Annotated in this window: 20 protein-coding genes; 15 read left to right on the top strand and 5 right to left on the bottom strand. The window is 66.2% G+C overall.

The features are described from left to right. Positions 1-52: 52 nt before the first annotated feature. Complete coding sequence (gene mshC, locus IV501_RS09400) at positions 53-1,279, top strand: cysteine--1-D-myo-inosityl 2-amino-2-deoxy-alpha-D-glucopyranoside ligase (protein WP_200555298.1); 1,227 nt, start codon at positions 53-55, stop codon at positions 1,277-1,279. 162 nt (positions 1,280-1,441) lie between these two features. Here mshC and IV501_RS09395 read toward each other — a convergent pair whose 3' ends face one another. Next, positions 1,442-2,419, bottom strand: a complete 978-nt coding sequence (locus IV501_RS09395; RefSeq protein WP_200555463.1) for a PAC2 family protein — start codon at positions 2,417-2,419, stop codon at positions 1,442-1,444. Between the two features lie 96 nt (positions 2,420-2,515). Here IV501_RS09395 and IV501_RS09390 point away from each other — a divergent pair, with 96 nt between their 5' ends. The 10 genes from IV501_RS09390 (at position 2,516) to lnt (ending at position 13,100) form a co-directional block, all read left to right on the top strand. Beyond that, entirely contained in the window at positions 2,516-3,250 is a 735-nt protein-coding gene (locus IV501_RS09390) for an HAD family hydrolase (protein ID WP_307812186.1), read from the top strand. Beyond that, positions 3,247-4,257: a tRNA (adenine-N1)-methyltransferase gene (locus tag IV501_RS09385; protein ID WP_200555299.1), complete on the top strand. Its 1,011-nt coding sequence runs from the start codon at positions 3,247-3,249 to the stop codon at positions 4,255-4,257. The genes IV501_RS09390 and IV501_RS09385 overlap by 4 nt, the downstream gene beginning before the upstream one ends. 60 nt (positions 4,258-4,317) lie before the next feature. Continuing rightward, positions 4,318-5,295 carry an FKBP-type peptidyl-prolyl cis-trans isomerase gene (locus IV501_RS09380; RefSeq protein WP_200555300.1) on the top strand — a complete coding sequence of 326 codons (978 nt, stop codon included), beginning with the start codon at positions 4,318-4,320 and terminating at the stop codon, positions 5,293-5,295. A 138-nt stretch (positions 5,296-5,433) separates the two neighbouring features. Then, complete coding sequence (locus IV501_RS09375) at positions 5,434-6,450, top strand: helix-turn-helix transcriptional regulator (protein WP_200555301.1); 1,017 nt, start codon at positions 5,434-5,436, stop codon at positions 6,448-6,450. After that, positions 6,443-7,429: a helix-turn-helix transcriptional regulator gene (locus IV501_RS09370; protein WP_200555302.1), complete on the top strand. Its 987-nt coding sequence runs from the start codon at positions 6,443-6,445 to the stop codon at positions 7,427-7,429. Before IV501_RS09375 ends, IV501_RS09370 begins: the two co-directional genes overlap by 8 nt. Then, positions 7,426-7,827, top strand: a complete 402-nt coding sequence (locus IV501_RS09365) for a hypothetical protein (protein ID WP_200555303.1) — start codon at positions 7,426-7,428, stop codon at positions 7,825-7,827. Before IV501_RS09370 ends, IV501_RS09365 begins: the two co-directional genes overlap by 4 nt. Positions 7,828-7,947: 120 nt before the next feature. Then, positions 7,948-8,190 (top strand): twin-arginine translocase TatA/TatE family subunit, encoded by a 243-nt coding sequence (tatA, locus tag IV501_RS09360; protein ID WP_200555304.1) that lies wholly within the window; start codon positions 7,948-7,950, stop codon positions 8,188-8,190. Positions 8,191-8,290: 100 nt separating this feature from the next. Then, a complete protein-coding gene (gene tatC / locus IV501_RS09355) occupies positions 8,291-9,052 on the top strand; it encodes a twin-arginine translocase subunit TatC (RefSeq protein ID WP_200555465.1) in 762 nt (253 codons plus the stop codon). Then, positions 9,049-11,493, top strand: a complete 2,445-nt coding sequence (locus tag IV501_RS09350; RefSeq protein WP_200555305.1) for a DEAD/DEAH box helicase — start codon at positions 9,049-9,051, stop codon at positions 11,491-11,493. Before tatC ends, IV501_RS09350 begins: the two co-directional genes overlap by 4 nt. A 35-nt stretch (positions 11,494-11,528) precedes the next feature. Further along, the gene (lnt, locus tag IV501_RS09345) at positions 11,529-13,100 is read left to right on the top strand and encodes an apolipoprotein N-acyltransferase (RefSeq protein ID WP_307812188.1); all 1,572 of its coding nucleotides are present in this window, start codon (positions 11,529-11,531) and stop codon (positions 13,098-13,100) included. A 164-nt stretch (positions 13,101-13,264) separates the two neighbouring features. Here the strand turns inward: lnt and IV501_RS09340 are convergent, their stop codons facing one another. The 4 genes from IV501_RS09340 to IV501_RS09325 form a co-directional block, all read right to left on the bottom strand. Then, positions 13,265-13,630 (bottom strand): RNA polymerase-binding protein RbpA, encoded by a 366-nt coding sequence (locus tag IV501_RS09340; RefSeq protein ID WP_200555306.1) that lies wholly within the window; start codon positions 13,628-13,630, stop codon positions 13,265-13,267. A 183-nt stretch (positions 13,631-13,813) separates the two neighbouring features. Beyond that, positions 13,814-14,617: a glycerophosphodiester phosphodiesterase family protein gene (locus tag IV501_RS09335; protein ID WP_307812189.1), complete on the bottom strand. Its 804-nt coding sequence runs from the start codon at positions 14,615-14,617 to the stop codon at positions 13,814-13,816. Positions 14,618-14,621: 4 nt separating this feature from the next. After that, on the bottom strand, positions 14,622-15,539 hold the full coding sequence (locus IV501_RS09330; RefSeq protein WP_200555307.1) for an SPFH domain-containing protein: 918 nt from the start codon (positions 15,537-15,539) through the stop codon (positions 14,622-14,624). After that, positions 15,536-16,012: an NfeD family protein gene (locus IV501_RS09325; RefSeq protein WP_200555308.1), complete on the bottom strand. Its 477-nt coding sequence runs from the start codon at positions 16,010-16,012 to the stop codon at positions 15,536-15,538. Before IV501_RS09325 ends, IV501_RS09330 begins: the two co-directional genes overlap by 4 nt. 174 nt (positions 16,013-16,186) lie before the next feature. On the opposite strand from IV501_RS09325, the gene IV501_RS09320 reads away from it, so the two are divergent. Genes IV501_RS09320 through IV501_RS09305 form a run of 4 tightly spaced genes read left to right on the top strand, consistent with a single transcriptional unit; the run spans position 16,187 to position 19,953 of the window. Next, positions 16,187-16,966 (top strand): SDR family oxidoreductase, encoded by a 780-nt coding sequence (locus tag IV501_RS09320; RefSeq protein WP_200555309.1) that lies wholly within the window; start codon positions 16,187-16,189, stop codon positions 16,964-16,966. A gap of 15 nt (positions 16,967-16,981) precedes the next feature. Further along, the gene (locus tag IV501_RS09315) at positions 16,982-19,015 is read left to right on the top strand and encodes a S9 family peptidase (RefSeq protein ID WP_200555310.1); all 2,034 of its coding nucleotides are present in this window, start codon (positions 16,982-16,984) and stop codon (positions 19,013-19,015) included. Continuing rightward, positions 19,012-19,476: an NUDIX hydrolase gene (locus IV501_RS09310; protein WP_200555311.1), complete on the top strand. Its 465-nt coding sequence runs from the start codon at positions 19,012-19,014 to the stop codon at positions 19,474-19,476. Before IV501_RS09315 ends, IV501_RS09310 begins: the two co-directional genes overlap by 4 nt. A 3-nt stretch (positions 19,477-19,479) precedes the next feature. Then, a complete protein-coding gene (locus IV501_RS09305) occupies positions 19,480-19,953 on the top strand; it encodes a heme-binding protein (protein ID WP_234698124.1) in 474 nt (157 codons plus the stop codon). The last annotated feature ends 5 nt before the right edge of the window (positions 19,954-19,958 follow it).

Raw genomic sequence — 19,958 nt, 5'->3', positions numbered from 1 at the left:
ACCGTTGCGGGCGGCGACACTGTCGCCCGTAGACTCTTCCGGTGATCACAGCGTGAAGTCCTGGCACAGACCCGACGTCCCGACGGTGCCCGGCACCGGACCCATCCCGACCGTCTATGACTCCTCGACCGACGAACTGCAGTCGGTCGGAGGCGACGGACCGGCAAGCCTCTACGTCTGCGGCATCACCCCGTACGACGCCACCCACCTGGGTCACGCGGCCACCTACCTGGCCTTCGACACGCTGCAGCGGCTCTGGCTCGACGCCGGCCTCGAGGTGCACTACGTGCAGAACTCGACGGATGTCGACGATCCGCTGCTCGAACGCGCCGCACGTGATGGCGTGGACTGGCGCACCCTCGCCGCCGGGCAGATCGACGTGTTCCGTGGCGACATGGAGAGCCTGCGCATCCTGCCGCCCGAGCGCTACATCGCGGTTACCGAAGTGATCGACGAGATCGCCGCGGGCGTGCACGATCTGCTCGTCAGCGGGGTGGCGTACCCCGTCGACAGCGAGGATGCCGCCCAAGACCTGTATTTCGACAGCGCCGCCGACTCATCGCCCTGGTTCCTCGGGCAGGAGAGTCGCCTCGACCGGGCCAACATGTTGGAGCTCAGCGCCGAGCGCGGCGGCGATCCCGCACGGCCGGGCAAGCGGCATCCGCTCGATCCGCTGCTCTGGCGTTCGGCCCGCGCAGGCGAGCCGTCGTGGGAGACCGTGCTCGGCGCCGGACGCCCGGGCTGGCACATCGAGTGCGCGGTCATCGCGTTGAACCACCTGCCGTCGCCGGTCACCGTCAACGGCGGCGGGTCGGATCTCATCTTCCCCCATCACGAATTCAGCGCCGGCCACGCGGCGGCCCTCACCGGTGAACCGCTGGCCGAGGTATATGCCCACGCCGGCATGGTCGCGTACCAGGGCGAGAAGATGAGCAAGTCGCTCGGCAACCTCGTGCTGGTCTCGGAGTTGGTCCGCGCCGGCACCGACCCGCGTGCGCTCCGTCTGGCTCTGCTCTCCGAGCACTACCGCTCCGACTGGGAGTGGACCACCGAGCATCTCGAGATCGCCACGGCACGCCTCGCCGCGTGGACCAGGTGGGCAGCGGAAGCTGTTGCCGGCGACGGGGGAGTGGCCGAGCTTCGCACTGTGCTCAGCTTCGATCTCGACACCCCCGCCGCGCTGAAGCTCATCGATGCCCGCATCGATGCAGCACTGCCCGCCTCCACCGACCTGGTCGCCGCCATCGACGCCCTCCTCGGCATCGCCCTCGCCGGTTGAGTAGCGCACGCCGTCTACGGCGTTCGCGTATCGAAACCCCACACTGCGCTCCGCTGGTTGAGTAGCGCACGCCGTCCACGGCGTTCGCGTATCGAAACCCCGCGCCAGGTTTCAACACGCGTCCTCGTCTCTCGGGCGCTACTCAACCAACGGTGCAGCGACCTACTCCTTCGGCCGCCAGTCATCCGAACCGGGAGGACCCGTCGGGCCACCCTGGTCTTTGCCGCCGGCCTTGCCGTCTCTCCGGCGCAGGTAGCGCTCGAACTCCTGAGCGATCGCCTCGCCGCTCGCCTCGGGGGAATCCACCGTGTCGCGCGCTTGCTCGAGCTGCGAGATGTAGCTCGCCATGTCGTCGTCGTCGGCGGCGAGTGCGTCGATGCCGCTCTCCCAGGCTGCCGACTCCTCCACGAGATCGCCGCGGGGGATGACCACGTCGATGATCTCCTCGAGCTTGTCGATGATCGCGAGCGTCGCTTTGGGCGATGGCGCGTTGTGAACGTAGTGGGGAACGGATGCCCAGATCGAGACCGTAGGAATCCCCGCCTTCTCGGCAGCGTCGCCCAGCACGCTGAGGATGCCGACCGGACCCTCGTAGGTCGACCGCTCCACACTCAACTCGGCCCGGAGATCCGCGTTCTCGCTGCCGACGAACACACTGATCGGTCGGGTATGTGGCACGTCGGCGAGCATCGCCCCGAGCATCACGATTCCGGTGATACCGGTCTCGGTGATCGTCTCCATCAGTTCGGCGGTGAAGCTGCGCCAGTTGCGCGACGGCTCGGTGCCCAGCAGCAGGTAGATGTTGGAGGAGTTGTCGCCGATCCCGTCGAGCTCGTCGCCCTCGTCCTGGCCCTCTAAAGCCTCGGCCGCCGCACGGTCCTGCTGAACCTTGAGCGCCGTGGGTCCGTACACGGTCACGTTCGGCCAGGTCAGCTGCTTATGTCCGTCGTCATCGATGGACACCATGGGTCGATTGAATTGGAAATCGAAGTAGCGTTCCGCGTCGATCTCGGAGATGGGGTAGACGTCGAGCTGCTCTTTGAGCGAGCGCACGGCACCGCTTGCCGCCTCTCCGGCATCATTCCAGCCTTCGAAGGCCACCACCAGCAGTCGGCCGCTCAGCATTCCCGAGCCGCGCATCCCTGAGTCAGTCACATGTTCTCCCTGCCCGGTGCCGACGGCGGCCCGTTGCCATTCGTCAAGGATAGAACCCCGTCCCGTCTAAACTCGGATTCCGTGAATGATCTGCTGCCCGCCGCCGTGCTCTGGGACATGGACGGCACTCTCGTCGACACCGAGCCGTTCTGGCTCGCCGCCGAGGAGGAGCTTGTCAGTTCTTTTGGTGGAACCTGGACGCACGACGACGGGCTCGCCCTGGTCGGCTCCGGTCTCGACCATTCGGCGGCCGTTCTCCGGGGGCGCGGAGTAGATCTTCCCGAGATGGAGATCATCGACTGGCTGACCGATCGCGTGCAGTCACGCATCGAGAGCTCGGTGACATGGCGCCCCGGCGCCCTCGAGCTCCTGCGCTCGGTGCGTGAGGCCGGCATCCCGACTGCTCTGGTCACGATGTCGATCAGCCGCATGGCTCGACATGTCGCCTCCCTGCTGCCCTTCGACGGTTTCGATCTCGTGCTCGCCGGAGACGAGGTCGCCCACAGCAAGCCCCACCCGGAGCCATACCTTCACGCCGCACGGGTGCTCGGGGTTTCTGCGCTCGACTGTGTCGCCATCGAGGATTCGGTCACCGGCCTCGCCGCTGCCGTTGCCTCGGGTGCGGTCTCGGTTGGCGTGCCCCTTCATTCCCCGCTGACCGAGGGGCTCGGCTACACGATCTGGCCGACCCTCGCCGGTAAGACCGTCGCCGACCTCGGAGACCTCTTCAGGTCGTCCCGAGACGGCGCAGCGAAATCTGACGCAATGAAATCCGACGCCGAGAATTCCGGCGCCGAGAAAGCAGGTGCGGCATGACCGCAGAACGCCGCCAAAGCGGTCCATTCCGTGCGGGCGACCGCGTGCAGCTCACCGGCCCCAAGGGTCGCCTCAATACCATCACCCTCGAGGTGGGCGCGGTCTTCCACACCCACCGCGGAATGGTCCAGCACGACGATCTGATCGGCCTGCAGGATGCCTCCGTGGTGACGGCGACAAACGGCGACGAGTACCTCGCCCTCCGCCCGCTTCTCGGCGACTTCGTCATGTCGATGCCGCGGGGCGCGGCGATCGTCTACCCGAAGGATGCGGCGCAGATCCTGAGCCTGGGCGACATCTTCCCGGGTGCCACCGTGGTGGAGGCCGGAGTCGGGTCGGGCGCATTGAGCCTCTGGCTGCTTCGCGGCATCGGTCCGAGCGGCCGACTCGCCTCGTTTGAACGTCGAGACGAGTTCGCCACCGTGGCCAAGGCCAACGTGACCACCTTCCTCGGGGCTGAGCCCGAGAACTGGAGCGTCACCGTCGGAGACCTCGCCGATGCCCTGCCGTCCACGGTCGAACCGGGAACTGTCGACCGTGTCGTGCTCGACATGCTCGCCCCGTGGGAGAACCTCGACGTCGTCGCCGACGCGCTCACCCCCGGCGGCGTTCTGCTCTGTTACATCGCCACCGTCACGCAGCTCTCCCGCGTTGCCGAGGCCATCCGTTCGACCGGCCTGTTCACCGACCCGGATTCCTCCGAGACCATGGTGCGCGGCTGGCACGTCGAGGGGCTCGCCGTGCGGCCAGACCATCGCATGGTTGCGCACACCGGGTTCCTTTTGACCGCCCGCCGGCTCGCGCCAGACACCGTTGTGCCGCAGCTGAAGCGCCGACCATCGAAGACCGACTTCAGTGACGAGGATGTCGAGGCCTGGACGCCGGGCGCGCTCGGTGACCGCACCGCAACCGACAAGCGCCTCCGCCGCACCGCGCGTGCAGCGCAGCACGCCGCCGAGCAGGCCATTGCCGCCGAGGCCGCCGCGAAAGACGAGCCTCCGGCATAACCCTAGAATTACCTAGTTGCATCGATCGGCATCACCCCTGCACAACCGAAATGAGGATTCGTGCGCAAGACAACGGCACTCCTAGCTGCCTTCGCCATTCTCGCGGGCCTGACCGCCTGCACGGGAACCTCCACGTTGGTGAAGGACGGTTCCGTCGCCGGCTGCACGCCGAGCGCAGCGCCGTCCGGTGCAGCGTCCGAATCGGTGAAGGCCAGCGGCGTTCTGAAGAAGGCGCCGAAGGTGAGCTTCCCGACGCCGTTGCACGTCACGAAGACGCAGACCTCCGTGCTCGTCTCGGGCAAGGGCAAGCCGATGACCGCGGGGGAGTCCGCGTTCTACGACCTCACCATCCTCAACGGCCGCACCGGCAAGGTCGTCGCCAAGGGCAACTACGACACCGTGGGTGACGGCTTCTCGACCATTGCAAAGGGCGCGGCATTCGATGCCGTGACCAAGGGTCTCGAGTGCGCGCAGGGCAACTCCCGCATTGCGATCGTCGCCACCTCCAAAGACGGTCACGACGACAAGCCGTACCAGGGCATCCGCAAGTCCGACTCCCTGGTCTTCGTGCTCGATGTCACCAAGAGCTTCCCCGCTCAGGCCACAGGGTTCAACCGCCTCCCGCTGAACGGCCTGCCCTCGGTCGTCACCACCAAGACCGGCCAGCCCGGCATTCAGCTCCCCGCGGGCAAGGAGCCCACCACCTACACCAAAGAACTGCTGCGGCAGGGAACCGGCCCGAAGACCAAGAAAGACAGCTTCATCGTCGCGAAGTACACGGCGATCAGTTGGAAAGACCAGACGGTCTTCGATTCGAGCTGGACCATCGGTGAGGGCCAGGCCAAGGTGATCGGCCTCGGTAACGCCGGCGTCGTCGCCGGCCTTCGCGCCGGGCTGATCGGCCAGAAGGTCGGGTCTCGCGTACTCCTGGTCGTTCCGCCGAAGCTCGCCGTCAGCGACGGCAGCGACCAGACGGTCACCGTTCCCACCGGCACAACGCTGGTGTACGTCGTCGACATCCTCGGCATCGCGCAGTAGAGCTCGACCCCGAAACGGGCGATCTTCCCGTAGCGTTGCGCGGGTAGTCTGTCGACAGCAGTTGTCGACAGCAATGTGCGACACAGCTCTGTTCACCGACACAGGCCGAGTGTCTCCCTTCTAACCAGGATCTCTCTCGTGTCAGCTTCAGCACCCACCGCGAAGGTTCCCGTCGAGGAACGTCTGTTCAGCCTTGTGCTGGCCCTGCTCGCCACCGAGACCGGCCTCACCAAGCACGAGATCCTGTCAACAGTGCAGGGTTATCGCCAGCGCTATCGCCGATCGGGCGACAACGCCAACCTCGAGCGCCAGTTCGAACGCGACAAAGACGACATCCGCGACCTGGGTGTGCCGCTCGAAACGATCGACAGCCCCGGACAACCCGGCAACAATCAGAACCTGCGCTATCGAATCCCGCGCGGCGACTACGAGCTGCCCGCGGACATCCGTTTCTCCGCGGAGGAGACCGCGCTGCTCGGCCTTGCCGCAATGGTCTGGCGCGAGGGCTCGCTGTCGGCGGAGTCGCGTCGCGCCATCGTCAAGCTGCGCGGCCTCGGGCTGGTCTCCGACGAGCCGGTTCTCGCCTACGCTCCACGACTGCGGGTGCGGGATGCCGCGTTCGAGCCGCTGCGGGCGGCCCTAGAGCGCAATTCCATCGTCCGTTTCGCCTACCTCAAGCCCGGAGAGGCCGAGGCCCGCGTGCGCGAGGTCGCTCCGCTCGCGCTGGTTCAGCACCAGGGTCGCTGGCATCTTCATGCGCTCGAGCCGCAGACCGAGACCACCAAGACGTTTCTGCTGCGTCGCATCGTGAGTGCGGTCACGCTCACCTCCACTACCTTCGCCGCGCCCGTCGGTGATCAGACCGCTCGCGCCCTCGCCGAGCTCGAGCAGGTCTGGCAATCGCATACCGCCGATGTGGAGGTGGTTGCGGGATCCGACGCAGACACTCGCCTGCGCAAGCGTCGCGGCACGGAGCGGCTCCCCGACGGCACCCTGCGGCTTCACTACTCCGACGCGAATATCTTCGCCGACGAGCTCGCGGGCTACGGTCCGGAAGCCGTCGTGCTCAGTCCGCCGGTGTTGCGCGCCGCGGTGCGCGCCCGCCTGCTCGATACGGCGAACACTCACGCCGATCAGGAGGCATCCCATGGCTGATCGAGCCGTTCCCCTGCAGGCGCAAGACAAGCTCGCCTTCCTGCTGTCGCTCGTGCCCTTCCTCATGGAGCACGAACGAATCAGCGTTCAGGAGACGGCCAACCACTTCGGCGTGACGCCGATGGCGGTGCGGGAGGCGGTCGAGCTGATCGCCGTCTCCGGAATCCCGGGGGAGACCGGCCAGTATCAGCACGGTGACCTGTTCGACCTGGCCTGGGACGACTTCGAGGAGAACGACCAGATCGTTCTCACCAACCTGGTCGCAATCGACGACGCACCGCGCTTCTCGGGGCGCGAGGCCGCCGCTCTGATTGCCGGGCTCCAGTACCTCTCCGCCCTGCCGGAGAACGCCGACCGCTCTGCCATCGCCTCGCTGATGACCAAGCTGTCCCACGGCGCCTCCGCGCTGCCCAGCCAGGTCGCCGTGGAAGGCTCGGAGTCTGACGCGACGCTCGCGCTCATCCGCGAATCCGTCGCAGCCGGCGTTCAGATCGAATTCGACTACCTCAATTCGCGCGGCGAGCACGAGCGTCGCCGGGTCGATCCGCTGCGGATCGAATCGGTCGATGCGGACTGGTATCTGCGCGGGTGGTGTCACCTGCGTACCGCCGTGCGCACCTTCCGCATCGACCGCATCAGCGATCCCCTCGTCACAGCCGAGCCGATCACCTTCCATGCCGGCGAGGTCGCACTTCCCGACACGCTCTTCGAGGGAACGGCGGATGACCTCCCCGTCACCATCGAGATCCTTCCGTCTGCTCTGCCGCTCGTTGCCGACTACATCCCCGATGGCACCCCCACGGTGGAGGTCGACGGGCGACTGCGTGCGAACATCCTGGTCTCGCACTATCACGGGCTGAAGCGGCTCATCGCGGGTCTTCCCGGCATGGTCACGGTTATCGCCCCGGGGGAGGCGCGGTCCGTCGTCGCCGACTGGGCCGCGGCCGGCGCGGCTCGCTACACGGACGACCCCGCATGATCGCGTGGTGGGTGTGGCTGCTGATCTGGGTGGGGTTGAGCCTGGCGCTCGTCGCGATGCTCGTTCTGCTGGGCGTTCTGCTGTTCCGCAAGCTGATGGTGCTGTTCTCCGCTCTCGAGAAGCTCTCGGGCACGCTCGAGATCCTCGATCGCGTCTCGGACCTCGCCGACGACCAGCGCGGACAGGTCGAACAGTTGGCGATCCTCGCGGGGGAGGACGCGACGCGCGCACGTCGAGACCGGGTGCGCGAGGCTGCCCACGCGCGCAGAGATGCCCGGCATGAGACACGCATCGCGCGCGGTAAATCGTTGCTCGCGGTCGATGCGAGCGCGCAGGAGTGGTTTATCCCCACGTCATCAGAACGTCTCCGAAAGCCTCGCCGCGCGAACCGACGGTGAACGGTCTATGGACCTGCCAGCCAAAACACGGGGAGCGCGGTAAACTCTAGGGGTTCGCTTGTTTTCACTGCACCAGCAGTTCGCCGGTTCATTCGGTTCACGATCTAGGGATGGCACACAATGTTGAGTGGATTCACCGGTTGGCATGCCCTGATCCTTCTGGTCATCATCGTGCTGATCTTCGGTGCGGCGAAGCTTCCCGCCCTGGCCAAGAGCGTCGGGCAGTCGATGAAGATCTTCAAGAACGAGATCAAGTCGGAGGACAAGCCCGCCGACAGTACCGCCACCCCCGGCGTGCAGCTGAACGAGACGTCCCCCGAGGTCAAGTCGCAGACGACGGACTCCTCGAAGACGAACTCCTAAGTCTTCCCCGTCGAAACGTCTGTGTTGGTCTGATATCGAGCCGGTCAGAACGTCTGTGGCGAGCACACGCGCGCAGCGAGGCAAAAACAGCGAAGGCCGGATGTCGCTCGGCCAGCACCTGCTCGAACTGCGCAAGCGCCTATTCATCTCTGCCATCGCTGTGGTGGTCCTCTCCATCGCCGGCTGGTTCGTGCAGGACTACGTCCTGCAGGCGATCCGCGAACCCATTGCGATCCTCGCCGGCCACGATCGGTCCGCGAGTCTGAACTTCACCAACATCAGTGAAGCATTCGATGTACGGCTGCAGATCACGGTCACGATCGGTGTGGTTGCGGCCAGCCCGGTCTGGCTGTACCAGATCCTCGCCTTCCTCGTCCCCGGGCTGACCTCCAAAGAGAAGCGCTACACCTTCGGATTCTTGTTCAGTGCCATTCCCCTTTTCCTGATCGGATGCGCCGCCGGCTGGTTCGTCTTCCCGCACATCGTCTCGGTACTCGGCTCGTTTGTACCCAAACAGGACTCCAGCCTGATCGGCGCGAAGGACTACCTCGGCTTCGTCCTCAAACTGGTGCTGGCCGTCGGGGTCGCATTCGTGTTGCCGGTGTTTCTCGTGCTTCTCAACTTCATCGGTCTGATCTCCGGCATCAGCATCATTCGCAGCTGGCGATGGGCCATCCTGTTGATCTTCGTCTTCTGCGCCCTGGCCACACCCTCCGCCGACATCTCTTCAATGTTCCTCCTGGCAGCGCCGATGATTGTGCTCTACTTGGCGGCTGCCGCGATCTCGATCCTTCATGACCGCAGCGTCGCCAAACGGGCGGACAAGCTGCTCGACGACCTCGGCGATACGGCGAAAGCGTGACCACTGAGTTGACACCGTCGGAGCGCTACGCCCTGTCGAAGACCCGTCAGGGCTCACCGAAACTGGAGCGGTTCCGCGCCGGACTTTCGTTCGACCTCGACCCCTTCCAGCTGCAGTCCTGCGTCTCACTCGAGAACGGCGACAGCGTGCTGGTCGCGGCGCCCACCGGCGCGGGCAAAACGATCGTCGCCGAGTTCGCTGTGTTCTTGGCGATGCAGCAGAGCCATGCCAAGGTCTTCTACACGGCACCGATGAAGGCTCTGAGCAACCAGAAGTTTCAGGAATTCGTCGCCGAGTACGGGTCAGACAACGTCGGCCTGCTCACCGGCGACACCAACATCAATTCGGGCGCGCGCATCGTGGTCATGACCACCGAGGTTTTGCGCAACATGCTCTACGCCGACTCCGATCTGCTGCGCGATCTCTCCTTCGTGATCATGGACGAGGTGCATTACCTCGCTGATCGCTTCCGCGGGGCGGTGTGGGAGGAGGTCATCATCCACCTTCCCCAGCAGGTGCGTCTGGTCTCCCTGAGCGCCACGGTCTCCAACGCCGAGGAATTCGGCGACTGGCTGCAGGCGGTGCGGGGCGAGACCGCCGTGATCGTCTCCGAGGAGCGTCCGGTGCCGCTCGACCAGCACATCCTGGTGCGCTCGAAGATGCTCGACCTCTTCGACTCGTCTGGCCTCGCGGCGACCAACCGGGTGAACCCCGAGTTGGTGCAACTCGTCCGCTCCGGCGGCGGGCGCAACGCGCCGGCGAATGTGCGGCAGCGGCGTGGGCGCTACCAGGGCGGGGGCGGCGGCCATCGTGGAGCCGAGGGGCGCATGGACCGCGCCGATATCGTCAAGCTCCTGGGCGAGCGCAACTTGCTGCCCGCCATCTTCTTCATCTTCAGCCGCGTCGGCTGCGACCAGGCGGTCAAACAGGTGTTGCGCGCCGGCGTTCGGCTGACCACCGCCGAGGAGCGCGACGAGATCCGTGAGATCGTCGAGGAGCGCTGCCGCACCATTCTCGACGAAGACCTCGCCGTGCTCGGCTACTGGGAATGGCTCGAGGGCCTCCAGCGCGGGGTCGCAGCCCACCACGCTGGCATGCTTCCCGCCTTCAAGGAGGTGGTCGAAGAGCTGTTCCAGAAGAAACTGGTCAAGGCCGTCTTCGCCACGGAGACGCTGGCGCTCGGCATCAACATGCCCGCTCGCACCGTCGTGCTCGAGAAGCTCGAGAAGTTCAACGGCGAAGCTCGCGTGCCAATCACCCCGGGGGAGTACACGCAGCTCACCGGTCGGGCCGGGCGGCGGGGCATCGACGTCGAGGGCCACTCGGTGATCCAGTGGCAAGACGGCCTCGACCCGCAGGCGGTCGCCTCGCTCGCCTCCCGCCGCACCTACCCGCTCAACTCGAGCTTCACCCCCACGTACAACATGGCCGTGAACCTGATCGAGCAGTTCTCCCGGGAACGCGCCCGCGACATCCTCGAGTCGTCGTTCGCGCAGTTCCAGGCCGACCGTGCCGTCGTCGACATCGCCCGCAAGGTGCGGAGCCAAGAAGAGTCGCTGGCCGGCTACGAGAGCTCGATGACCTGCCACCTCGGTGACTTCCGTGAGTACTCGAACATTCGTCGCGAGCTCACCGACCTCGAGCGCAAGGGTGCATCGCGCGCCGACACGCAGAGTCGCGCCGAGCGAGACAAGCGGCAGAATCAGCTCACCGTGCTGCGCAAGAGGCTGAAGCAGCATCCCAGTCACTCCTGCCCCGACCGCGAAAACCACGCGCGCTGGGCGGAGCGCTGGTGGCGGCTGAAGAAGCAGACGGATGATCTGAGCCGTCAGATCCGCACCAGAACGGGTGCCGTCGCGCGCATCTTCGACCGTGTCACCGATGTTCTGCTGGAGCTCGGCTATCTGGTGCGCGACGACCATGGCACCGTGACGGCCTCGGTGCACGGTCGTACGCTGCGGCGCATCTACGGCGAACGCGACCTCTTGGTGGCGGAGTGCCTGCGCCGCGGTGTCTGGAACGACCTCGACCCCGCGGGTCTCGCCGCGATGGCTGCGTCTCTGGTCTACGAGCCGCGCCGTGACGAGGGACAACTCTCCGATCGATACCTGCCCAAGGGTGCGTTCCGGCCGGCGCTGGAGAAGACCACCGACCTCTGGGCCACGCTTGACGATCTGGAGCGGGCGCACAAGCTGCCCGGCAGCAATCCGATCTCGACCGGGCTCGCGCTGGCCATGAACCGCTGGGCGCAGGGCACAAGTCTCGACCAGGTGCTGCAGGATGCCGAACTCGCCGCCGGGGACTTCGTGCGGATGACGAAGCAGACCATCGATCTGCTCGACCAGCTCTCCGTCGTGGCGGAGGGTAATGTCGGCCGCACCGCCCGCAAGGCCCTGGACGCGATCCGTCGCGGAATCGTGGCGTACTCCTCCGTCGCCTAACCCTTTCATCCAGCATCCGACCGTAGGCTTATCCGGTGCACCCAACCCGGCAACCCGCGAACCTGGGGATCGCCGTTCTCGCCGCGGGCATTGCCGGAATGGTCACGGCGGGCGCCTTCCCTGACCGCGGATGGTGGCCGCTCGCCTTCTTCGGCCCGGCGCTGATGATGTGGGCGCTGATCGGTCGCCGCTTCTGGAGTTCCCTGGTCGTCGGGCTCGTCGGGGGATTCGCCTTCTTCGGCACTCACATCTTCTGGCTCACGGTCTACCTGGGCCCGGTGCCATGGCTCGCCCTCGCCGGTCTCGAGGCGATCTTCTACGCCATCGGTGCCACGCTGATCGCTCTAGCCTGGCGCTTCGTGCCGCGGCTCTGGCCCGGTGTCGGCGGTCGGCTCCTCGCGCTGCCGGCGGTCATCGCGGGGCTCTGGACCCTCCGCGAGGCCGTCTTCGCCGTCTGGCCCTACGGCGGATTCGCCTGGGGTCGCCTCGCCTTGTCTCAGTCGGACGGGCCGTTCGCCCCGCTGGTGGCCTGGGTCGGCGTCTCCGGACTCAGCTTCCTGATCGCCTTCCTGGCTGCGGTCATCCTGCAGGCGGTGCGCGAGACATCCGTTCGCTGGACGCTGCGGGGAGTCATCGCCGCGGCGACCGCCTTCGTGCTTCTCGCCTTCCCCGCCTGGCCCGACCTCTCCGACGGGTCCATCCGCGTTGCAGCCGTACAGGGAAACTCCGATTCAGGACTGTTCGCCCGCATCGAGCCGGGCGACGCCCTGAACGACCACCTCGAGGCGTCCCTCCCGCTGATCGGCAAGAAAGTGGATGTCGTGGTCTGGCCCGAGAACGCCTCCGACGTCGATCCACTCACCAACGAGTACGCCGCGCAGCAGCTCGACTATGTGACGCAGGCGATCGGAGCACCGCTGGTCACCGGCACGATCACCAGCGGCACGCGGGGGCGCACCTGGAACAGCGTGCTGCTCTGGAAGAACGGGGGAGCGGTCGACCAGTACGACAAGATCCACCCGGTGCCGTTTGCCGAGTACCTGCCCGATCGCAAATTCTGGACGCCGTTCGCCCCAGACCTGTTCGCCCTGGTGCCGCGTGATTATTCCTTTGGCACCCGCAACAACGTCTTCTCGATCAAGAATGCGGTGGCCGGAATTGCGATCTGCTTCGACATCGTCGATGACGCCCTGATCAAAAAGATGGTCGACAGCGGCGCGGAGTTCATCCTCGCTCCGACCAACAATGCCGATTTCGGGCACAGCGACGAGAGTCAGCAGCAGGTCGCGATCGCCAAGATGAGGGCGATTGAGACGGGCCGGAGCGTCGTCAACGACTCCACGGTCGGGGTGAGCGCGATGTTCGGTCCGACGGGCAAGAAGCTGGAGTCGATCACGCCGTTCACCGCGGGGACAATGGTGCACGACATCCCGCTCACGACGGTGAAGACGCCGGCCATGGTGATCGGCCGACAGCTGGAATGGCTGGCCGGCGGGTTCGGGCTGGCTGGACTCGCTCTCGGGCTCCTCCTGCGTCGTCGCCGCCCGCGCATCCGCCCCGCCCGCCGCCCCTCCTCCTCGGCCTCCTCTCGCGCCTCCTCCCACTGAGTTGCATGTTTTGGCTGTTCTCACGCGCTGAGAACAGCCAAAACATGCAACTCACGAGGGGGAGCGCGGGTTAACGACGAATCGGGACCCTCCGAAGAGGATCCCGATGAAGCGCGGTGCGATCGGACCTGTGAGATCAGACCTATGCGATCAGTCCTGAGTGATCAGGCGCCGATCTTGTGCTGTCCCTTGCGTGCCCGGAGGTAGTCGAGCCGCTCCTGAAGGAGTTCTTCGAGCTCAGCCCGGGTGCGACGCTCCAGCAGCATGTCCCAGTGGGTACGCGCGACCTTGGTGTCGGACTCTTCGGGCTCGACCTGCTTGCCATCAAGGCCGATGAGCCGACCTTCGTGACCGCTCTTGGGGGATTCCCACACCGTGGGAACCTCGGCGTCGGCGGCGAACGTGACCTCGAAGGTCGTACCGTCTGCTGCCTGGTATGTGCTTATCTTTCGCGGGGAGAAGGTAACGCCTTCTTCACTCTGAAGACTCTGGGATCCGAGCCTCATTCCGCGCAAACTGCGATCCGCCATTGTGTGGTCCTCTCTCGCGATGCCTACACAGTTATAAACCCCGAAGCTGGGCAAATCCTTTCGCGCCGCGACCGTTCCCAGACAGTTCCCAGCCAGTATGCGAGAAGAAGTCCACGGCGTCGATGGGTGCGGCGGGGTCAGGACGACGATTTCGGGGTCGGCGAGGCCCGCTGTCGACGCCGCTCAGCGAGAGTGCGGGAAGCTTTCCCGCAGCACGGCCAGGGCGATGTCCGCCCGGTCGGTGAAGATGCCGTCGACACCGCGACCGTACAACTTGCGCATCGAGGGAGCGTCGTTGACCGTCCAGACGTGAATCTCGAGACCGGCGCTGTGGAATGTGCGCACCGTGCGAGCGGTCACCGTGCGGAATCCGGCGATCCGCTCCGGGATCTGCACCGCATCCACGTTGCGCATCAGCCAGCGGGCGAGGGGAGCGATAGCCAGACGCGCCGCGATCAGTGCCGTGACGAAGGCGGGCGCAGAGGCGGATGTCGCGATCCCCGGCATCCGGTCGGTTGCGGCACGACGGCGCTTGTCGTTGAACGAGGTGATGAGCACTCGCGCGACGGCACCCGCCGCGATGATGTCGTGAGACGCGGGCTCCGCGGCAGCCATGGACTTGATGTCGATGTTGAACCGCGCCGTGGGAAAAGCGGCGAGCAACTCGGCCAGCGTCGAGATCGTCTGCCCCTTGCCGAGGTCGATCTCCCGCAGCTCAGCCAGCGTCAGCTGCTCCACGCGCACCGACCGCTTCGCCGTGCGCTTGAGGTCGGCGTCGTGAACGATAACCGCGACGCCGTCCTTCGAGGCGTGCACGTCGGTCTCGAGGTGCGTGACTCCCAGCGCGATCGCTTGCTCGAACGCCAGCATCGTGTTTTCGGGTGCGTCGAGTTGCAAACCGCGGTGGGCGAGTACGCGTGGGGGAGCAGGGGTGAAGTAGGTGGTCGCAGCAGAGGGACGGCCGTCATCCGGCCGTACGTCATCCACGCCCCTACTTCGTCGGGGGGTTTCCACCCAAATTTCCGAGGAAGCCCGAACTGATGTTCTTCACGGCCTCGGTGAGCTCGGACGGAATGATCCAGAGCTTATTTGCATCGCCATCGGCAATCTTGGGCAGCATCTGCAGGTATTGGTAAGCGAGCAGCTTCGGATCGGGGTCACCGTCGTGGATGGCAGTGAACACGGTCTTGATCGCTTCGGCCTCACCGTTTGCCCGCAGCACCTGTGCTTTGGCGGCACCCTCTGCCTCGAGGATGGCGGCCTGTCGCGAGCCCTCGGCTTGAAGGATGGCGGCCTGCTTTGTTCCCTCGGCGGTCAGGATCTGCGCACGGCGGTCTCGCTCGGCACGCATCTGCTTTTCCATCGAGTCCTGGATGGAGAGGGGCGGATCGATCGCCTTGAGCTCGACCCGGCCGACGCGGATGCCCCACTTGCCGGTGGCCTCGTCGAGCACGATGCGCAGTTGCCCATTGATGTTGTCGCGGGAGGTCAGCGCCTCTTCGAGGTTCAGGCCACCGACGACGTTACGCAGGGTCGTGGTGGTGAGCTGCTCGACAGCCCCGAGGTAGTTGGCGATCTCGTAGGTCGCGGCCCGGGCATCCGTCACCTGAAAGTAGACGACGGTATCGATCGAGACGACCAGGTTGTCTTCGGTGATCACCGGCTGCGGGGGAAAAGACACGACCTGCTCACGCATATCGATGAGCGGACGTACCCGGTCGATGAACGGCACCAGCACGTTGAGCCCCGGCATGAGGGTCTTGTGGTATTTGCCGAGGCGCTCGACGACTCCGGCGCGCGCCTGGGGGATGATGCGGATGGATCGGAACAGGATCACCAGCACGAAGATGATCACCACGATGATCACGATCACGAGCACGATCTGGCCGAACAGTTCGGCAGTGGTCACGATGGGTTCCTTTCAGCAGGGATGACCACGGCGGTCGCCCCTTCGATTGCCGTCACGACGACGCGGTCTCCCGCGCCGATTACCTCGACGTCGGTGAGGCCCGAGAGCTTCGCGGTCCAGGTCTCGCCGTTGGCGAGCTTGACGTGGCCCTGGCCGGCCACGAAGTCGGTTGTCACGGTTCCGGCGAGGCCGAGAAGCGCCGCCACATTGCTCGGGGTAGCGTCACCGCCCTTCGACAGGGCACGTTTGAGCGCCGGCCGGACGACAAAGATGAGGATCAAGGAGACGACTCCGGCGACGATCACCTGCGCCCACCACGGGATGCCGAACAGACCGGCGATGAGGCCCGCGAAACTGCCGACCGCGATCATGAGGAAGGTGAAGTCGACAGTGGCGACCTCGATGATCACGAAGATGAGGATGAGCGCCAGCCAGAAGATCCACGAATACGTGGTTAGAAATTCAGCGGCCATTCAGCTGCCCCCTCGCGCATCGTGTCTTCCGAAGCTATCACCACCGGCCGCGCGCCGGGGGGAAGCACGGGCATTGCAAAGCATTGGTCACGCTCGTCCCTTGGTATTGTCGGGAATCGGGCCGCTTGGTCCGTTCCTGTCTGTTCGCAGGCTCGTCTTCCCAGGAGTTCTCTCGTGACCAACCCCCTCGCCCCCGGTTCCCTCGACGGACTGCGCGCCCTCGTTACCGGCTCCTCCCGTGGCATCGGCGCCGACACCGTCACCTACCTCGCCGAGGCGGGGGCGAGCGTCGTCGTCAACTACCGCAATAAAGAGGCGCGCGCGAACAAACTCGTGGAGAAGTTGGTTGCCACCGGCGCCTCCGCGATCGCCATTGGCGCCGACCTCACCGACGAGGCCTCGGTCGCAGCGATGTTCGACACCATCCAGACTGACCTCGGCGGGCTCGACATCCTCGTCCTCAACGCCTCGGGAGGCATGGAGTCCGGCATGGAAGCCGACTATGCCACCAAGCTCAACCGCGACGCCCAGCTGCGCGTGCTGAACGCTGCACTGCCCCTGCTGCAGCCGGGCTCGCGCGTGGTGTTCGTCACCAGCCACCAGGCGCACTTCATCCACACCACCCCGACCATGCCCGAATACCTGCCGGTGGCCCTGAGCAAGCGTGCCGGCGAGGATGCGCTGCGCGGCCTGATCCCGACCCTGACCGAGGCGGGCATCGGCTTCGTCGTCGTTTCCGGCGACATGATCGAGGGCACCATCACGGCCACTCTGCTCGAGCGGGCGAACCCGGGCGCGATCAGTGCCAGAAAGGACGCGGCGGGCAAGCTCTATAACGTGGCGGAGTTCGCCGCCGAGGTGGCGCGGGCTGCTGTCGATCCGATTCCTGACGACAACACGCGGCTGGTCGGCGACACCAGCGACTTCGCGCCGACCGACGACGCTGCCGAGTAGCGGGCGAGCAACCCCGTGAAGGCGAGCGACCTCTCCCTGCTGACCAGCCTGTCCCGGCCTGCCCTGCACCCGGACGGCACGAGAGCCGTCGTCGCAGTGAGCCACCCCGATTTGGCGGCCGACCGCACGGTCGGGCAGCTCTGGTCCGTCGCGGTGCCGGGCGGCGCACGCCGTCGCATCACCCGGGGGGTGGCCGATGGATCGCCTGCCTTCTCGCCCGACGGCGCACTTCTCGCTTTCACCCGCGCCGATTCAGACGGCCGCGGCCAGGTGTTCGTCACCGAGACCGACGGCGGCGAGCCGATCCAGGTAACGGATGCCCCGCTCGGCATAGACGACTACGTCTGGTCGCCAGACTCCCGCAGCCTCGCCTTCACCGCGCGCGTTCCCGAACCGGGACGCTACGGCTCGGTTGCCGACCTCGGACCGAATGCCGAGGCCCCGCGCCGCATCACGACGCTGAAGTACACGGCGAACGGCCTGGGCTACATCACCGACCGTCGGTCGCACGTGTTCCTGGTCGAGGTACCCAGCCCGGGGGAGGAGCCGCGTTACCGCACCGCCCCGAGCGTGGGAGACGAGCATCCGGATGCCCCCGCCGCCGCCCCGGTGGCCCGCCAGCTCACTACCGGTGATGCCGATGACAGCGCCCCGCGATTCTCGCCCGACGGGCTGCGCATCGCCTTCGTCTCGGCACGACGCGCACCCGACGCGACGCTGGCGAACGAGATCTATGTCGTGGCCGTCGCGGAGGAAAGCACGCCCGAACTGCTCAGTGCACCCGAGCCACTCAGTCCAGCAGACGCCCAGTTCGGCATCGACGACCTCGGCTGGGCCGCCGACGGGCATCTCTTGTTCACCGGCATCGAGCTCGGCCCGCACGGCACCGACTTCATCGGTCGCTCGGGCGGCCTGTTCCACCTCGACCCGAGCACCTCCGCCGTCACAAGGCTCACCGATACCGCCTACGACGTCGGTGGAGAACTGACGGTCGTCGGCGACGCTGCGCTCGTCGGCAACGTGAGCCGCGGTCGCGTCACCCTGCTGCGCGTGACGCACGGGTCCGACCTGGCCGGCACCCAGATCGAGGTGGTGGCCGGCGGCGATGTCGAGATCTCCGGCGTCTCGGCGGTGGAGGGCACCATCGTGGTCGCCTACGCTGCTCCGGAGACCACAGGTGAGCTCGGACTTGTGCTCGATGGCTCGGTGGTCGCGCTCACCGACTTCTCCGCGCCACTTCGCGAGGCGGGCATCATCCCGGCTCCCGAGTTCAGCGTCGAGTCGCGCGACGGCCACCCCGTGCACGGCTGGGTGCTCACCCCGGCCGGGGCGGGCCCGCACCCCGTGCTGCTCGTCATCCATGGCGGACCCTTCGCCCAGTACACGGTGAGCCTGTTCGACGAGGCCCAGGTCTACGCCGACGCCGGGTACGCGGTGGTCATGTGCAATCCGCGCGGCAGCGCGGGGTATGGCGAAGAGCACGGCCGCGCCGTGCGTCACGCCATGGGCACGGTCGACCTCACCGATGTGCTCGACTTCTTGGACGGCGCCATCTCCGCCAACCCGACCTTCGACGCCGGCCGGGTCGGCATCATGGGCGGGTCGTACGGCGGATATCTCACCGCCTGGACCATCGCTCACGATCACCGTTTCGCGGGCGCTATCGTGGAGCGCGGGTTTCTCGACCCCGAGGGTTTTGTCGGGACCTCCGACATCGGATCGTTCTTCGGCGACGAATACGTGGGAACGGATGCCGCCGCGATCGCGAAGCAAAGCCCGCAGGCGGTCGTCGGGCAGGTACGCACCCCCACCTTCGTGATCCACTCGGCCGACGATCTGCGCTGCCCGCTGCCTCAGGGCGAGCGATACTACGCGGCACTCAAGCGCCGCGGGGTAGAGACCGAGCTGCTGATCTTCCCCGGCGAGAACCACGAACTGAGCAGGAGCGGCCGGCCGCGGCATCGCCTGCAGCGGTTCGAGGCGATCCTCGACTGGTGGGCTCGCTCCCTGCCAGTTACTGCACCTACCGACAACAGCGGAACCCGATGACCGGCGGGCTGCGGCTGACCTCGAGGATTCTGCTGTTCGACCGGGACGACCGCATCCTGCTGTTTCTCACGAAGGCCCCAGACACGAGTGGCGCCGCGCGCTGGCTCACGCCCGGCGGGGGAGTGGACCCGGGCGAGAACCACGATCAGGCCGCCGTGCGCGAGCTGTTCGAGGAGACCGGCCTCAAGGTCGACGACCTCGGCACGCCGGTGTGGGAGCACGACTTCGACGTGATGTGGGATGCGGCCGACCATTCGACCGGCCATGCCGTGTTCTACCGCCACATCGTCGACGCGTTCGAGCCGAGCGACGCCCACTGGACCGACGACGAGAAGGTCGACGTACTCGCCCACCGATGGTGGACGGCCGACGACCTGATCGGCACCGACGAACCATACGAACCCGCGGAACTGCCAGAGTTGGTTCTGCGCAATCTGCCACACGCCCCAGCTCAGGAGTAAGACATGCCCATCTTCGAAGAACTTCCCGTCTTTACGATCGCCGACCTCGAGGAGCTCACCGGTCTCGACACCGACGTCTTCGACAACGACCACGGCGTGCTTCTCGGGGTGATCGCCGTCGGGGTGATTCAGGACTGGAATCTCAACCTCGCCGTGCAGATCGTGCTGGGCGACGAGCTGGTGTTCCGCGCCAACCTCGGCACCACCGGCTCCGGCAACGACCCCTGGCTGGCGGGCAAGGCCGCCGTGGCGACCGCCTTCAATGAGCCGTCACTGCTGGTGAAGCGACGCCAGGAGGAAGCGGGAACGACGCTCGAAGAACAGGGCTACGACTTCGAGACGTACCGCGCACACGGCGGATCGATCCCCATTCGCATCGACGGTCTCGCGGTCGGCACGATCACCATGTCGGGAGAGCCTGACGTTGTCGACCACGCCGCCAGCGCCGAGGCCGTGCGCCGCTACCTCGCGCGCTGAGCTCG

The sequence above is a fragment of the Lacisediminihabitans changchengi genome (assembly GCF_016634425.1).
Taxonomy (GTDB): domain Bacteria; phylum Actinomycetota; class Actinomycetes; order Actinomycetales; family Microbacteriaceae; genus Lacisediminihabitans; species Lacisediminihabitans changchengi.
The sequence above is the reverse complement of the archived record's forward strand: the minus strand, read 5'-3'. Positions and strand labels throughout refer to the sequence as shown.

Bases quoted from the DNA above. Each gene is read 5' to 3' on its own strand.
- IV501_RS09305 (WP_234698124.1), top strand. From the start codon at position 19,480: ATGCCCATCTTCGAAGAACTTCCCGTCTTTACGATCGCCGACCTCGAG.
- IV501_RS09385 (WP_200555299.1), top strand. From the start codon at position 3,247: ATGACCGCAGAACGCCGCCAAAGCGGTCCATTCCGTGCGGGCGACCGC.
- tatC (WP_200555465.1), top strand. From the start codon at position 8,291: ATGTCGCTCGGCCAGCACCTGCTCGAACTGCGCAAGCGCCTATTCATC.
- IV501_RS09310 (WP_200555311.1), top strand. From the start codon at position 19,012: ATGACCGGCGGGCTGCGGCTGACCTCGAGGATTCTGCTGTTCGACCGG.
- tatA (WP_200555304.1), top strand. From the start codon at position 7,948: ATGTTGAGTGGATTCACCGGTTGGCATGCCCTGATCCTTCTGGTCATC.
- IV501_RS09365 (WP_200555303.1), top strand. From the start codon at position 7,426: ATGATCGCGTGGTGGGTGTGGCTGCTGATCTGGGTGGGGTTGAGCCTG.
- IV501_RS09340 (WP_200555306.1), bottom strand. From the start codon at position 13,630: ATGGCGGATCGCAGTTTGCGCGGAATGAGGCTCGGATCCCAGAGTCTT.
- IV501_RS09395 (WP_200555463.1), bottom strand. From the start codon at position 2,419: ATGCGCGGCTCGGGAATGCTGAGCGGCCGACTGCTGGTGGTGGCCTTC.
- IV501_RS09370 (WP_200555302.1), top strand. From the start codon at position 6,443: ATGGCTGATCGAGCCGTTCCCCTGCAGGCGCAAGACAAGCTCGCCTTC.
- IV501_RS09325 (WP_200555308.1), bottom strand. From the start codon at position 16,012: ATGGCCGCTGAATTTCTAACCACGTATTCGTGGATCTTCTGGCTGGCG.